The sequence below is a fragment of the Nostoc sp. genome, from assembly GCF_036916735.1.
Taxonomy (GTDB): Bacteria; Cyanobacteriota; Cyanobacteriia; order Cyanobacteriales; family Nostocaceae; genus Nostoc.
Genome location: NZ_JBALFV010000021.1, coordinates 25,107 through 39,470, shown reverse-complemented (window position 1 = coordinate 39,470; position 14,364 = coordinate 25,107). Strand labels below are relative to the sequence as shown.

General features: G+C 39.4%; 16 protein-coding genes and 1 pseudogene. 2 read left to right on the top strand and 15 right to left on the bottom strand.

All coding sequences use genetic code 11. The annotated features are described in order from the left end of the window. Positions 1-448: 448 nt before the first annotated feature. The 3 genes and pseudogenes from V7L20_RS05285 to V7L20_RS05275 all read right to left on the bottom strand — a co-directional run bounded on the left by V7L20_RS05285 (position 449) and on the right by V7L20_RS05275 (position 3,660). Positions 449-2,143, bottom strand: coding sequence for an ABC-F family ATP-binding cassette domain-containing protein (locus V7L20_RS05285; protein WP_334743044.1), 1,695 nt, complete (start codon positions 2,141-2,143; stop codon positions 449-451). A gap of 154 nt (positions 2,144-2,297) precedes the next feature. Next, positions 2,298-3,116: pseudogene (locus V7L20_RS05280) on the bottom strand (Rpn family recombination-promoting nuclease/putative transposase). A gap of 46 nt (positions 3,117-3,162) precedes the next feature. After that, entirely contained in the window at positions 3,163-3,660 is a 498-nt protein-coding gene (locus V7L20_RS05275) for a hypothetical protein (RefSeq protein ID WP_334743043.1), read from the bottom strand. Between the two features lie 415 nt (positions 3,661-4,075). On the opposite strand from V7L20_RS05275, the gene V7L20_RS05270 reads away from it, so the two are divergent. Both V7L20_RS05270 and V7L20_RS05265 read left to right on the top strand, forming a co-directional pair. Further along, positions 4,076-6,043, top strand: a complete 1,968-nt coding sequence (locus V7L20_RS05270; protein ID WP_334743042.1) for a hypothetical protein — start codon at positions 4,076-4,078, stop codon at positions 6,041-6,043. A gap of 91 nt (positions 6,044-6,134) precedes the next feature. After that, positions 6,135-6,872, top strand: a complete 738-nt coding sequence (locus V7L20_RS05265; RefSeq protein ID WP_334743041.1) for a type I restriction enzyme HsdR N-terminal domain-containing protein — start codon at positions 6,135-6,137, stop codon at positions 6,870-6,872. A 52-nt stretch (positions 6,873-6,924) separates the two neighbouring features. On the opposite strand, the gene V7L20_RS05260 is transcribed toward V7L20_RS05265, so the two are convergent. From V7L20_RS05260 to infA, 12 genes are all read right to left on the bottom strand, one after another. After that, positions 6,925-7,383: a DUF29 domain-containing protein gene (locus V7L20_RS05260; protein WP_334743040.1), complete on the bottom strand. Its 459-nt coding sequence runs from the start codon at positions 7,381-7,383 to the stop codon at positions 6,925-6,927. 299 nt (positions 7,384-7,682) lie between these two features. After that, entirely contained in the window at positions 7,683-8,780 is a 1,098-nt protein-coding gene (gene prfA, locus V7L20_RS05255; protein WP_334743039.1) for a peptide chain release factor 1, read from the bottom strand. A gap of 103 nt (positions 8,781-8,883) precedes the next feature. After that, positions 8,884-9,126: a 50S ribosomal protein L31 gene (gene rpmE / locus V7L20_RS05250; protein WP_292759704.1), complete on the bottom strand. Its 243-nt coding sequence runs from the start codon at positions 9,124-9,126 to the stop codon at positions 8,884-8,886. 88 nt (positions 9,127-9,214) lie between these two features. Next, positions 9,215-9,631, bottom strand: coding sequence for a 30S ribosomal protein S9 (rpsI, locus tag V7L20_RS05245; RefSeq protein ID WP_104906415.1), 417 nt, complete (start codon positions 9,629-9,631; stop codon positions 9,215-9,217). Then, the gene (gene rplM, locus V7L20_RS05240; RefSeq protein ID WP_334743038.1) at positions 9,631-10,092 is read right to left on the bottom strand and encodes a 50S ribosomal protein L13; all 462 of its coding nucleotides are present in this window, start codon (positions 10,090-10,092) and stop codon (positions 9,631-9,633) included. Before rplM ends, rpsI begins: the two co-directional genes overlap by 1 nt. 116 nt (positions 10,093-10,208) lie before the next feature. After that, on the bottom strand, positions 10,209-11,057 hold the full coding sequence (truA, locus tag V7L20_RS05235) for a tRNA pseudouridine(38-40) synthase TruA (RefSeq protein ID WP_334743068.1): 849 nt from the start codon (positions 11,055-11,057) through the stop codon (positions 10,209-10,211). Positions 11,058-11,146: 89 nt separating this feature from the next. After that, positions 11,147-11,497: a 50S ribosomal protein L17 gene (rplQ, locus tag V7L20_RS05230; RefSeq protein WP_100901254.1), complete on the bottom strand. Its 351-nt coding sequence runs from the start codon at positions 11,495-11,497 to the stop codon at positions 11,147-11,149. A 32-nt stretch (positions 11,498-11,529) separates the two neighbouring features. Continuing rightward, entirely contained in the window at positions 11,530-12,477 is a 948-nt protein-coding gene (locus tag V7L20_RS05225) for a DNA-directed RNA polymerase subunit alpha (RefSeq protein WP_229450946.1), read from the bottom strand. A 324-nt stretch (positions 12,478-12,801) separates the two neighbouring features. Continuing rightward, on the bottom strand, positions 12,802-13,197 hold the full coding sequence (gene rpsK / locus V7L20_RS05220; RefSeq protein WP_069070761.1) for a 30S ribosomal protein S11: 396 nt from the start codon (positions 13,195-13,197) through the stop codon (positions 12,802-12,804). 54 nt (positions 13,198-13,251) lie between these two features. Then, positions 13,252-13,632, bottom strand: coding sequence for a 30S ribosomal protein S13 (gene rpsM, locus V7L20_RS05215; RefSeq protein WP_334743037.1), 381 nt, complete (start codon positions 13,630-13,632; stop codon positions 13,252-13,254). A 76-nt stretch (positions 13,633-13,708) separates the two neighbouring features. Next, positions 13,709-13,822 carry a 50S ribosomal protein L36 gene (rpmJ, locus tag V7L20_RS05210; RefSeq protein ID WP_015129703.1) on the bottom strand — a complete coding sequence of 38 codons (114 nt, stop codon included), beginning with the start codon at positions 13,820-13,822 and terminating at the stop codon, positions 13,709-13,711. 117 nt (positions 13,823-13,939) lie between these two features. Next, positions 13,940-14,164 (bottom strand): translation initiation factor IF-1, encoded by a 225-nt coding sequence (gene infA / locus V7L20_RS05205; RefSeq protein WP_006276978.1) that lies wholly within the window; start codon positions 14,162-14,164, stop codon positions 13,940-13,942. Between the last annotated feature and the right edge of the window lie 200 nt (positions 14,165-14,364).

Genomic DNA, 14,364 nt, shown 5'->3' with positions numbered 1-14,364 from the left:
TCTTCTTACTTTCTCGAATAATACCACTGCTAATCCACGCTCCAAGAAGAGATTTGCTTATTAAATTCTTTTATTAATTACTTTATAGTTTTTCTAGGTTTACCTTAAGCTTGTTAAATCTTGTATATTTTATAATTTTTAAATTATTGATTAGTTTAGAAGTAGCAATTGCTACTCATAAACAAAGGTAAATCATTTTTGTTTTGCAAGCAATACTTAAGCAAAAATGGCTTAAAAAGCTTTCTTGCTTTCTGATAAGCGAATGATACCCTTGCTAATCCACGCTGCAAGTGAATTTTTGCTTATTAACTTCTTTTATGAATGACTTGCACTGTTTTAAAAGATTTTTAATTTTTAGTAATTTTTCTATAATGTTTTTGAGCGCTATTAACGAGTGATTACTTAGTAGTAGCGCTTAAGCGCTACTACTAAGCCATTTTCCAGTTTATCATTTCCTTTTCATGGAAGCTTTAGCAGCTTTAGCAGCTTTTTTCGCTGCTTTTTCGGCTTCTATTGCAGCTAACTTTGCCTGTTCTTTTTCTTCGGCAATTTTTTGGAGATAGTAATGATAATCTCCTAAATAGACGCGGAATTCTCCATCACGAATTTCGACGATTTTGTTTGCTACTTGAGAAATAAAGTAGCGGTCATGAGAGACTACAATTGCCGTGCCATCATAGTTTTGTAGCGCCTCTTCCAGCATTTCTTTAGCTGGAATATCTAGGTGGTTTGTCGGTTCATCTAAAATTAGTAAGTTTGCAGGACGTAAGAGCATTTTTGCCAACGCTAGACGAGCTTTTTCTCCTCCACTTAATGCCCCAACTGCCTTAAATACTGTGTCACCAGTAAATAAGAAGCGTCCTAAAAGTGTGCGGACTTCTTGATTATCCCAATCTGGAACTTCATCATGGATAGTTTCCATGACAGTTTTCTTTAAATCCAAGGCTTCAGCTTGATTTTGCTCAAAGTAACCGGGGATAACGTTGTGATCACCTAATTTAACAATACCTTCTGTGGGTTGTTCCATACCCATAATCACACGCAGAAGGGTAGATTTTCCAGCACCATTGGGACCAAGAAAAGCAATGCGATCGCCTCTTTCAATTAAGAGATTTGCTCCCAAAAACAAAATTTTATCACCATAAAGATGAGTTAAGTCTTTAATTTCTACTACCTCGCGTCCGCTACGGGGTGCAGGCGGAAAACGGAAGTGGAGAGTTCTTACCCCAGCAATGGGTGCTTCAATCCGCTCGATTTTTTCCAGTTGCTTTTCCCGGCTTTTTGCCTGAGTACTGCGGGTAGCACTGGCGCGAAATCTATCAACAAAGGTTTGCTGTTTCTCTAATTCTTTCTGTTGGCGTTCGTAGGCGCTAAGTTGTGCTGATTGGTTTTCGGCTTTTTGTGACAAATATGCCGAGTAGTTACCAAGGTAAGTACTGGAAACACCACGTTCAGTTTCCACAATTTGGGTGCAGAGGCGGTCAAGGAACTCCCGGTCATGGGAGACTATTACCATCGGCGTAACCAGCCCTCTGAGGTAATTTTCCAACCATTCAATGGTTTCTAAATCTAGGTGGTTAGTCGGTTCATCCAGCAGCAATAAATCGGGTTTTTGCAGGAGAATTTTACCCAAACTCATCCGCATTTGCCAACCACCACTGAAGGCACTAACGAGGCGATCGCCATCTTCTAGCCCAAACCCCATTTCTGGTAAAATTTTCCCGATGCGTGCATCTAAATTGTAGCCATCCAAGGCTTCAAATTTACGCTGCAAGCGATCCAACTTGTCGATTAATCGCTCCAGTTCCTCTGGAGTAGCCGTTTCCATCTCTCGTGGTATGTGTGCCAGAGATAATTGCACTTCATTGGCTTCTTTGAAGACAGTCCAAAATTCTTCTTTAACGGTGCGAGTAGGGTCTACTTCAAACTCTTGGTTGAGGTAAGCTATATGTAAGCTATTGGGACGGATAATTTCGCCAGCAGTGGGTTCAATTTCCCCAGAGATAATTTTGAGTTGGGTAGATTTTCCAGCACCGTTGACACCGACTAAGCCAATGCGATCGCCTGGTTTAACTTCCCAGTTGATATCTTTGAGAACTTCGCCTGTGGGATAAATTTTACTTATATGTTCTAGTCGCAGCATTAAGTTTCTCTCAGGTAGGGAGTGGGTGGTTGAGGACGAAGTACTAATACCGCCTCTAATATTAACAAAAATTAACTATAAATTTGTCGCGATCAAGTTTCAAGCCGCAAACCAAATTTGGCTTGAGCCACGGATAAAATTTACCACATCTATCTCAAGGCTGGCTTTGTGTTGCTTGTCTAACTTCTTCGACACTTAAATCTAAGGCTTCTGCTACTTGCTCTACAGTTAACCCTGCTGCCAACATTGCTGGGACTGCTTTTAGTTTACCTTTAAGCTCACCTATAACTTCACCTTGTTCAATGCCTTGTTCAATGCCTTGTTCAATGCCTTCCTGAAAAGCTTGCTGATAAAATCTGGTTTGCTTTAACTCGCTTAAGCCAAACATTTTCTCCATCTCCTCCCTACTTATGGTGGGAAACTTGTAAGCCAAAATAGTCTCTATAAATTCTAATAATTGCTGCTGTTTTAGTAGTGAGTTTATCTCTAGCTTAGTTCTGTCTACCAACTTTTTTGCTTAGACAATTGCGATATCGTTAGTTGCAATTACTAATTTAGCAGTTGCAATGCCAATTGGAAGCGATGCAGTCTCACCTAATTCATCCAAATAAATGCGCCTGACGCGCCCACTTGTGAAAAACTCATAGTAATGTTTGATATCTCCTGTATCTACATTCCTATCAGGGTATAAAACCACAGCGCCCCAGTCATTTGATGGTTGATTCTGACGAAGATATAAACATATTTCTGCAATTAGCTGTGAATAAATTTCGCCATCAGCTTGAAATTGCACTTCAATAAAGTAAATCGGGTTATCGCTTCCTTGTGTCGGTAGAAACACACCATCGATTCTGAAGGCTGTTTGTTTTATTTCAACTGATGAAAATTGATAAAGGCTAGCTGATTCTGGAGGATTACCAATAAGCTCAAAAAAGATATCAGGGAATTCTTGAAACAGCCGATAAAAGATAATATCTGTTTTTACAACTTGATATCATTTGAATATTTTGATTTGCTACTTATATATTGTTTGATTCTTCAAAACTATCTCGTATTTTCAGTAATTGTTCTTTTGCCATCCCTAATATACGTGATAGTGGCGCTAATAAGCTATCATCAAATGCTTGTCCAGCATAAATATTATTCAGTTCTGTGGGAGATAATTTAAAGGTGTCGCAGAATTTTGTAAACTCCTGGTTACTCAAGTCAAGCTCTTTTTGCCTATCATGAAGTAAAACTGCGATCGCTCTAGTTCCATGCTTCGGGCGTTCACTAGTTTTTACATATTTTTCCATTAAATAATATACTTTTCTCGTATCCCCTCCCAGTTTTTTAATTAAATCAGTACAAGCCATTTTTAGTGCTTTTTTTAAAACTTCTTCTTCATTCAGAAACTTAATAATTTCACTAGCATATTCAGGTTTAAAAAATCCTACTAAATTACCTTTATGGTAAACTGGGATATAAGGTTCATTTGATTCAAAATGCCAGTCTAATGGTTCGTTGCGTAGAGACATAGATACCCCTCTAAATCATTTAAGATTTCACTATTTTAAAACCATTTATTCTTTAACTGCCAGTGGTGATATTGAGAGCATCTCACTTTTGTAAAAATACTATAGGCAATTATAAATCGCAGCTATACAGACAAAACCCACGTTCGTGGGTTTCAATTTCCTGGAGTACGCGCAGTCGCACTTAGTTAGTGTAGCTGTTATGTATTTCTACCAGAACCTCGAACTCAACCAAAATTAGCGATCGCCTCGCTCATCGGCAAATGGCTAAAGAGTTGTCAGAGGCTTGTTTGGTAGTGTTCTGAGGCTTTTGTTAGATATTCAACCATAATGGGCATACTGTAAATATCAAGTAAGTAAGCATCAAAACAGGGTAAACAGTATGTTGACGATAACGTGGCAAGAAGAGATTGTATCCTTGAAACAAGATTTGAGGAAAGAAATTAAAAAAATCTCAAGTAATTCTAAAATTAATATACCTAATCATATTTGCATTAATAACCTGAAATCCAAGTTAGAGCGATTAGATGAAATAGAAAAAATTCTTAGTATAGAAAAATATAAGATTGCTTTTATAGGTACTATTGGTCAAGGAAAGACGACAGCTATTTGCCATCTGTTTAACTTGATAAGTGACTTCAATGTTTCCAAAACTATTGCTAATAAGTCTAGAAATGTAATCGAAACTAAAGAGTTGCTATCAACAGGAGCAGGTAGAACTACTATATGTGAAGTAATTCTCAAAGCTGCGGAAAAAACTTACATTGAAATAGAGCCTTATACAGTTGATGAGATGGAAAATCTTATTTTTGAATTCTGCGACTACATTGCAGATAAAGATAATACTCAAGCAGATAAGAAAATAATTATTTCTACAGAGATTGAAAGGGCTATTAGGAATATTACAGAAATGAAGTTACGCTATCCAACAATTAATAATGAAATAACAAAAGTTGACCTAGCTAAGGAAGAATTTGATAAGTTAGGATTAGAGAAGTTTAAAAAACTTGCTTTAAATAATGCAAATCTTGAATATAGAAATAATAATAAGATTGAATTTGATAATAGAAAAACTGAGCAAGAATGGATAAAAAATACCTTTGCTGCCATTAACAATGTTGAGTTAAAAGAGTTTGCTATTCCAAGAAAAGTATATCTTTATGTGAGCCATGATGTTTTATCTGGCTCAAACTTGTCTCAGTTTGATTCAATTGTGGATACTAAAGGACTTGATGAAAATCCAATTCGTAAAGACTTGCAGAAATATATTGAAAATCAGGATACTATCTGTCTGTTTGTAACTCCCTTTAATGCGGCTCCTGAAGCTAATATCAGTAAATTAATAAGTTATCACCTTACATCTAAATCCAAAGATTTTCATCATAGATTTGTAACTTTGGTATTACCTCACAAAAATGAACCTGAAAGAGTAAATGGATGTGATGGAGATCGAGATATAGGAATTAAAATCAGAAAAGAAGAGATTCAAGCGACATTCAAGCGTTTAAACCTAGATTTTTTCCTGGAAAACATTTTGTTCTATGATGCTTTGAGGTACTACCGTGATGATATAGTCAAGCTAAATACTGATATTTATAATGAAGAAGATGTACAGGCAGATAAAAATGATTTTCTAAATGCTGTAGCCAGTGTAGTGAAACGTAGACAGAATATTTTATTGGACGAAATAAAAAATATCCAAGAGAGCTTTACAAAAATAAAAAATGGTGATGCTTTGACAGGATCAGAAATTAAAGCAATTGAAAATGCCATTCATAATATAAAAGATTTACGCTATTTAAATAAAAGAGTACCTAGTTTTGTTTATAAAGATTTTATTGATAAATATATTGAATATTATCGTACTGTTTATCGAGCATGGAACACCAAACATGCTATACATAGAAACTTTGGTTACTATGATCCAAGGAATATAGATATATATTACGATATGAGGATTATTGCTGAGGGAAGAAATGAAGATGAAATGTTGAAAAAATTTACCAAACAAGCTAAACAGGAATTAGAAAATATCCTTAATGAGCTTACGTCTGCAAATGAATCATTAAAAACACTTATCCCTGAATTAGTCATGCAATTTAACTCATTTTATGACAACTTTATAAGTGAAGTAGGTGTAAAAATTCAAGATGAAGCTATAAGAAAATTATCACCTCAAAGTGAAGATTCTGAATTTTGGACAGCTTTAATTAAGGAAAAGGGTAAGGTACAGCTTCCAGGTGAAACCTATACAGGTAACGTATGTCAGACCTTAAAGCACGAACTTGAAACTGAGCAAAGCTTAAATATTTTTTTAGAGATTAAAGCAGGACAGTATTGGGCAGAATTAATTACTAAAATATTAAGCTTTTTTGGAGAAAAATAGACAGATAGCAATTTTCAATTGCATGGAAAATATTAAGAGATGTAAGGAGATTGCATCCCTATAACCAGTTTATAAATAAACCTAATTATCTATGAGTAGCTTAAGTGAAGAAATATCTAGAAAACTAAATATATATAAAAGAAACTATGCAGAATATACAAAGTGTTTAATTAGAGGTAATGAAATTGTTCTTGATGGACGACCAGAAGAAAAAGTTAGGCAATTGTTTATCTACTTTTTAGTAAACCAAAGTAAATTATTTCCAAATGAAATTGATATAAGAGTGGAATCTGATTATCATGATATAGAATTATGTAAAACTGTAAAAAATGACTATTTTAAACCATATTATCCTCCTCTAATGATTGTGGAAGTGAAGCGAGAAGAAGAAAACTTACGGAATCATGAGAAGCAGATTGAAAGATACCTAAAAAAATCTTCTTCAGAAATTGGAATTTTATATAATTACCATGAAATTATTGCATATACAAAAAAAGACGGTGTATTTACGAGTAATCATCTCAATAGTCTTGAAGATATACCAGCTTTAATCTTGCAAAGTTCTAATAAATTAGATGAAAATATACTAGAGTTTGATAAAGCTAGAAATGGAAGTTTTGATAGCTTTATTTATCTTGTTAATAAATATGGAAAATATAAACTTAACAGAATAGTTTTCATACTTAAACATGAGCAGTTACCCATAGTAGGATCTTTCTTCAAGTTTCAAGATAACAAGCTGTACTACAATACATATGTTCAAAATGTTCAAAAACAGCAAAGCTGTGATTTCCAAGATTTTAAAAAGCTAGTTTCTATTATTTATTAATAAATATAACGTGTCTCAAAATAAAAAATGATCCTCAGAAAAATGGTAGGAATTATCTTTCCCAGTCTTGACGAGTATCGCACAGAAAATTGTCTGCGATCACATCATCGAATAAATAGAGGCAATCCTTTGGAAAAGTTCGTAATGGTAAGTTAGTTTCTCGTAGCGCCAAATCGACTCCCGCTTCAAAGCCATCTAACAAGGCTTCATCGATTCGAGACTTTAAGCTAGGGTTCTGCCGCAAATGTCTGTGGATAGCGCGACGCTGTTCTCGAATTGTTAAAAACCAACTGCGAGAGCGTTGTTCGGGTTGATACTCCCATTTCAAGAGATGACCGAGTAATACACTCAGATGACTTACGAGTTCCCGATACTCCTGTCTACCCAAAGTTTGAATTTCCTCTTGCAGGTGTTGCCAGTCTAGTTCCATAACTAGCCTCTGCTCTAACGCTTTAGCCTGCTGCTGTGTCCAGCCATAGAAGTCTTGATCGTATAAAAAAGATTTGTCCATAGAGTTGAATCTTGACAGCAAGAAACTACGAGCTAGCTTGATCCGATTTTGTGCTAAATCGCCCTTAAAAAGGCTACCGGATTTTTGCACCTTGGCAAAAGGAAGTAGAAAAGTTAATTTATACCTGCTAAACTCTAAAGAAATGAGCGACGCTAAATTACTTTATGAAGTACGAATTTGCCTATTACCATTATCCCAGTGAAATAGAAGATGCACTCGACGCAATATTAGAAAACCACTTTTATATGTTAAAAGCAACAATACAACAAGTGGTTTTCCAGTAATATTAACAGCAAAAATTAGTTAGCAGCAGCAGTCGCTAGTTCCGCGAGACGTTCTTGCTGGTCTAGAGATATACAAGATTGGATCAGCGTCTCTAAATCACCTTCCAAAACAGGGTTAAGAGAATAATTCTGACCTAAGCGGTGATCGGTAGCGCGGTTATCTTTATAGTTATAGGTGCGAATTTTTTCTGATCGCGATCCTGTGCCAACCTGCGATCGCCGCATGGAAGTTACAGCCTCTTGTTGTTCGCTTAACTTGATTTCATACAACTTCGCCCGCAGAATTTGCATCGCCCGTTCTTTGTTTTGCAACTGGCTGCGTTCTTCTGTACAGAAAATGCGTATACCCGTTGGTTTGTGCATCAAGTCAACGGCTGTTTCTACCTTGTTGACATTTTGTCCACCAGCACCGCCAGAACGAGCTGTAGTCATTTCAATATCTTTCGGATCAATGTGAATTTCCACATCATCCACCTCTGGCATAATCGCCACCGTAGCTGTGGAAGTATGAACCCGTCCCCCGGATTCAGTTGCTGGCACGCGCTGCACACGATGCACTCCAGCTTCAAACTTTAGCTGGCTGTAAACGTCATTACCTTTAATTTCTAGAATGACCTCTTTCCAGCCACCCATTTCTCCTCGAGATTCGCTCACTAGAGAAACTTTCCAACCTTGAGTCTGGGCATAGCGGGTGTACATCTGCATCAAATCGCCAGCCCAAATACTTGCTTCATCGCCACCAGTACCAGCGCGAATTTCCAACATGATATTCTTTTCATCATTAGGATCGCGTGGTAGCAGTAAAACCTTCAAGCGAGACTCTAAATGTTCTATTTTTTCCTCAAGTTCCTTTACTTCCAGTGATGCCATTTCTTGCAACTCTAGATCACTGGCAGATTCTTTGTAAACTTCACGCGCTCCGATTAAGTCTTCTTGGGCTGCTTTCCAAATTTCATAAGTATTAACTACCTCTTCCAAAGAAGAACGAGACTTAGCAATTTCTTGATACTCATCAGGATTGCTAGCAGTATCGGGGTCGCCAAGACGACGTGTTAATTCATTAAAGGTTTGTTCAACAGATTTTAATTTGTCCAGTAAGTATGATTCAGCCATGACCAGTGCGATCGCTCCTTAAAAAATAACAAATTGGCTCGAGCATATAAATAAAAATCGACCCAGCTGATGCAGGGCCGTCGTTAACAGCAGAGCCAACCCGCTACTTTTTGTTTTGATCGTCACCAGATGTTTGAGTGCTGCTCATACCATACTTACGGAGGAAGCGTTCTACTCGACCCTCAGTGTCAATAATCTTCTGAGTACCAGTGTAAAATGGGTGATTTCCAGACCAAACATCTACGTGCAATTCTGGCTTAGTCGAGCCAATGGTCATAACAACTTGACCGTTGCAGTAAACTTTAGCATCTGGATACCACTTGGGGTGAATATCAGATTTAGCCATTGTTCTTTTTGTGATCAATCTATATCAATTATAACTTTCAGGCTTCAATTGGGGTTAGGGAGTGGGGAGATGCCCCATGCCCAATTCCCTAACGCTTAGAGTACTGAGGCGCTTTCCGAGCTTTATGTAAACCATATTTCTTCCGCTCTTTTGCTCTGGGATCGCGAGTCAAATAACCTTCGGTTTTCAAAGGTGGGCGGTTGTCTGGGTCTAATTGGCATAAAGCACGAGCAACTCCCAAACGAACAGAATCAGCCTGTCCGGTCAAGCCGCCGCCTTCTGCTTTCACCAAAATGTCATATTCGTTTTCTAATCCCAGGGTTTCCAGGGGTGCTTTGATCACTCCCAAATAGTTAGGGTTGAATTGAAAATATAAGGTTCCATCTTTACCGTTCACAATCAGTTGACCGGTGCCTGGAACCAAGCGTACCCTTGCTACTGCGTTCTTACGACGACCAGTACCCCAGTATACGGCGCGACCGCTATTAGCATCTGCTACTACCATTAATTTTCTTCTCCAGGAATTGTATTAACTTTTAATTCTTTAGGTTTTTGAGCATCATGGGGATGCGTAGGCCCTGCATAAACTTTCAGCTTGGTGAACAACTGCTTACCGAGGCTATTTTTAGGTAGCATACCTTTAACAGCTTGTTCTAGAATCCGTTCTGGTATGCGGTCTTGCAGTTTAGCGAAAGTTTCCGTTTTCATCCCACCAGGGCGACCAGAATGGCGGCGGTAAAGCTTTTGAGTGCGCTTTTTACCTGTGACTGCTACTTTCTCGGCATTGATGACGATTACGAAGTCACCTGTATCTAGATGGGGTGTATATTCGGGTTTCTTTTTGCCTCTTAATACCTGAGCGATTTCGCTAGCGAGGCGACCTAGGCGTTTATCGGTAGCATCTACTATGTACCACTCACGCTCAAGGGACGCTTGAGAAGGGAGGTATGTTTTAACTGTTGTCATTTGTCATTTATCCTTTGTCATTTTTAATTTGTCATTAGTCATTTGTTATTTGTCTTTTGTCAGCTGTCCTTTGTTATTCACCAGTGACCAATGTAGAGACGCGATTAATCGCGTCTCTACTGACCAATGACTAATGACTCTTGACTAGTGACGAACTTTGGCAAGGTGTCGTACCAAATCTCTTTTGGAAAGGGAAAATCTGGATAGCCGACTCGCAACAAGCATAAGCCTTGGGGCGGTGCGGCGTGTTTCACTTCTTCTCGACGTTGTTCTTTCCAGAGTTCGGTGAAGCTAGAAAGTGTTCGTTGTCCAGAACCTACTTGTACCAGCATCCCGACCAACAGCCGTACCATGCCATACAAAAATCCATCTGCCTGTATTTCAATATGGATAAATGGCCCACTGCGACGACACTCTGCTACTTGCACCTCTACCCACGAATGCGATCGCTTTGAGCCTGCACGATGAAAGGCAGCTAAGTGATGCTTTCCCAACAGAGGTTTTAAGGCAGCTTGGATTAAAGATTCATCCAGGGGTGCATAATAATAATGCCAACTGAAAGGTCTTATAAACAAGTTAAGCCGATCTTCAGTATATATTGTGTAGCGATACCGTCGATAAACTGCATTAAAGCGAGCGTGCCAACGGTTATCAACACTAGCTGAAGCCCTGATTAATATATCTGGTGGCAGATAGCTATTTAGGATTGTTGCCCACTTGTGAGGCGGAATTAAACCTGTAGCTTCAAAATGGGCCACTTGAGCAGCAGCGTGAACTCCTGAATCGGTTCGCCCAGCACCGTGTAATGTTACATGATGCCCAAGAATAGTAGCGATCGCAATTTCAATTTCTTCTTGGACAGTCCGATGGTTTTTTTGCCGTTGCCAGCCATGAAAATGAGTGCCCAGGTATTGGATTACCAAGGCTACTCGATGAGTTTGTGTCGACTGGTGGCTTTCTAACATACAGATTTTGTCTTTTGTCATTTGTCATTTGTCTTTTGTCATTTGTTATTAACTAATGACCAATGACTAAGGACTAATGACTAAATGACTTAAACCAATTCAATTATTGCCATTTTTGCATTATCACCCCGACGCGGTACGGTATGCAGGATGCGGGTATAACCGCCCTGGCGATCGCCATATCGAGTAGGAGCTTGCTCAAAGAGAGCGTGAACCAGTTGTTTGTCAAAGATATAGCCAAGAGCTTCCCGGCGTGCTGCCAAGGAGCCATTTTTAGCTAGAGTAATCATTTTTTCCACTTCACTTCGGAGAACTTTCGCTCTAATTAAAGTGGTGGTGATCTTACCATGACGGATCAGCTCGGTGGCGAGCGATCGCAGTAAAGCACGGCGTTGATCGGCTGGTTTACTGAGTTTTTTGACACGACAACGGTGACGCATAATTATGCACTATGAGTTATGAACGGTTTTTCTTAAGGATGTTTAGAGCCTCTTTCCATTGGCAGGGTGATGCCTAAGCGTCGCTGCAAAGCTTCTACGACCTCTTCTGCTGACTTCTGACCAAAGTTCTTAATTTCTAAGAGGTCTTCTTGCGTATAATCCAACAAATCTGCTACAGAGTTAACTTGTGCCCGTTTGAGACAGTTATATGCCCGCACAGAAAGTTGCAACTCCTCGATGGGTATCTGGGCAGTTGGGTCGTCTGGAATCTCTGAACCTGTGTCTGTTGGTTCTAGGGAGATGTCTTTCAACGGGTTGAATAAATCTACCAAGATCCCAGCAGCCGAAGATAGTGCTTCTTGGGGGGAAATACTGCCGTTTGTCCAAACTTCCAACAGCAGTCGGTCTTTTGGAATCAAGCCTTCCCCACGAGATTCTTCAACACTATAGTTGACTTTTCGCACTGGCATAAATATTGAGTCGATTTGCAGAAAGTCCAACGATGTGGCTTCCTCACGTCCTCGCTCTACAGTGCGATAGCCTTTGCCTTTTTCAATCCGAAATTCCATTTCCAGCTTTCCACCCTCAGCGATGGTGGCTACATACTGAGTCTGATCGATGACTTCGACTTCACTAGGCAAATCAAAATGCGCCGCAGTAATTGTTGCTGGCCCGCTAACGAGTAATCTACCAATTTGGGGCTGCGAGGAATAGTTTTTTAGGATAACTTCCTTCATTCTCATGAGGATTTCCAGCACATCTTCCCGCACGCCCGGAACTGTAGCAAACTCGTGTGAAACGCCTGCAATCCGCACTGCTGTAACTGCTGTACCTTCTAGGTTGGAGAGTAAAACTCGCCGCAGTGCATTGCCAACCGTTGTTCCTTGACCACGATCTAGAGGTTCCAGAACAAATTTACTGTAATGGTTCCGACTTTCTTCAGTATTAGACTCTACACATTCAATCTGAAACTGCGCCACGGATGAGCCTCCCTTTTTCTAAGGTGCTGCTAGCAGACAAATCAATTGCCTCCCGAATTGAATTTATGTCCTGTAAATTATAGGTATATCAAACTATTAGTATAAAAATACGGTATAGTTTAAAACCCAATTTTAACTTGCAGGCGCTAATAATATTTTGGGTTCCCGAAGCTTAACAGTTTTCTTTCCGGTAAATCTGACGCGCTTTCGGTCGCCCAAACTTTCACACAATGACAATTTGCAATTAAACACCCAATCTTCATTAAAAGTAATTTTACTTACTTTTATTGTAGCTTCTCTTACTCAATGCCTAAGTCTTGATGTTTAAACTCTACGGCGCTTGGGTGGACGACAACCATTGTGAGGAATCGGGGTAATATCCCGAATCAGTGTAATTTCCAGTCCTGCTCCTTGGAGTGCCCGAATAGCGGTTTCTCTACCTGCTCCTGGCCCACTGACCATTACCTCGATTTGGCGCATTCCTTGATCTATAGCTCGGCGAGCTGCACTTTCAGCTGCGGTTTGCGCTGCAAAGGGAGTCCCCTTTTTTGCTCCCTTAAAACCGCTAGAACCAGCGCTAGCCCAGGAGATAACATCTCCATTTTGATCGGTAATGGTGACAATGCTATTGTTGAAAGTAGACTGGATGTAGGCCATTCCACTGGGTACATTCCGTTTCTGTTTCTTGCTCCCGGTTTTTTTAGTTGGTTGTCTCGCCATACTTGTTTAGTTGATTTAAAGTAAAACTTGCTCGGATTAGCAAGCGTTGCAAAATTATTTCCCTGGAGCCTTCTTCTTCCCAGCCACTGTCTGCCTTCTGCCTCGACGGGTTCTGGCATTAGTACGAGTTCTTTGGCCTCTGACTGGTAAGCCCATGCGATGACGACGACCTCTGTAGGTACCGATGTCAACTAAGCGTTTGATGTTCATAGACTCCAAACGCCGCAAGTCGCCTTCAACTTGATAGTTGGTTTCTATTTCCCCTCGTAGGGCTGTCACATCAGCATCACTTAAGTCCTTAACGCGGGTATCTGGGTTCACACCAGTTGCCGCTATAATTTCTTGAGAGCGTGATAATCCAATTCCGTAGATGTAAGTCAGACCGATTTCGACGCGCTTATCGCGTGGAAGGTCTACTCCGGCAATACGTGCCACAATGAACTCTCCCTATTGTTTTCTTTTCGTTTTAATCATGATATGCGTGTTACAACTGACCCTGTTAGTAAGAATGTTATCCTTGACGTTGTTTATGCTTAGGGTTCACGCAAATCACCATGACGCGACCACGACGTTTGATCACGTTACACTTTTCACAAATTTTCTTGACTGAGGCTCTAACTTTCATGCCTTTTATTTTTTGACTCCAAATATAAAATTATAGCATTTATAGGGAAATTAATCCAGTTAAATGACTAGTAAATAGCCAAAAAAATGGTTTTATGGTAAAATTCTCTACATATACTTACTTCTTTCGTAGTCGATAAGTAATTCTGCCTTTGGTCAAGTCGTAAGGAGTTAACTCTACCTTGACGCGATCGCCGGGCAAAATCTTGATATAGTTTCGGCGAATCTTGCCGGAAATGTGAGCTAGCACGTTAAAGCCATTGTCCAAGTCAACGCGAAACATCGCATTGGGCAGGGACTCTGTAACCGTGCCTTCCATTTCAATCAAATCTTGCTTAGACAATTTGTTTTTTCCTCAACTCAACAATTTCGTGTTCAGTTGCAGCACTTTATCTGCAAGAAAACACACTTTAAGAAATATATCAACAGTTTATTAATATATCTTAGCTAAAATTGATCTTTTTCTTGGCATGGGGAGTGGTAAGAGACGCGATTAATCGCGTCTGTAGTAGAGAATAGTAAGTGATAAGTAGTAAATTCGCT

What these genes read in the sequence shown, in the direction of transcription:
- rpsK (WP_069070761.1), bottom strand. Translation starts at nt 13,197, where the DNA reads ATGGCGAGACAACCAACTAAAAAAACCGGGAGCAAGAAACAGAAACGG.
- rpmE (WP_292759704.1), bottom strand. Translation starts at nt 9,126, where the DNA reads ATGGCTAAATCTGATATTCACCCCAAGTGGTATCCAGATGCTAAAGTT.
- rplM (WP_334743038.1), bottom strand. Translation starts at nt 10,092, where the DNA reads ATGACAACAGTTAAAACATACCTCCCTTCTCAAGCGTCCCTTGAGCGT.
- V7L20_RS05285 (WP_334743044.1), bottom strand. Translation starts at nt 2,143, where the DNA reads ATGCTGCGACTAGAACATATAAGTAAAATTTATCCCACAGGCGAAGTT.
- rpmJ (WP_015129703.1), bottom strand. Translation starts at nt 13,822, where the DNA reads ATGAAAGTTAGAGCCTCAGTCAAGAAAATTTGTGAAAAGTGTAACGTG.
- rpsI (WP_104906415.1), bottom strand. Translation starts at nt 9,631, where the DNA reads ATGGTAGTAGCAGATGCTAATAGCGGTCGCGCCGTATACTGGGGTACT.
- rplQ (WP_100901254.1), bottom strand. Translation starts at nt 11,497, where the DNA reads ATGCGTCACCGTTGTCGTGTCAAAAAACTCAGTAAACCAGCCGATCAA.
- prfA (WP_334743039.1), bottom strand. Translation starts at nt 8,780, where the DNA reads ATGGCTGAATCATACTTACTGGACAAATTAAAATCTGTTGAACAAACC.
- V7L20_RS05260 (WP_334743040.1), bottom strand. Translation starts at nt 7,383, where the DNA reads ATGGACAAATCTTTTTTATACGATCAAGACTTCTATGGCTGGACACAG.
- V7L20_RS05265 (WP_334743041.1), top strand. Translation starts at nt 6,135, where the DNA reads ATGAGTAGCTTAAGTGAAGAAATATCTAGAAAACTAAATATATATAAA.
- V7L20_RS05275 (WP_334743043.1), bottom strand. Translation starts at nt 3,660, where the DNA reads ATGTCTCTACGCAACGAACCATTAGACTGGCATTTTGAATCAAATGAA.
- truA (WP_334743068.1), bottom strand. Translation starts at nt 11,057, where the DNA reads ATGTTAGAAAGCCACCAGTCGACACAAACTCATCGAGTAGCCTTGGTA.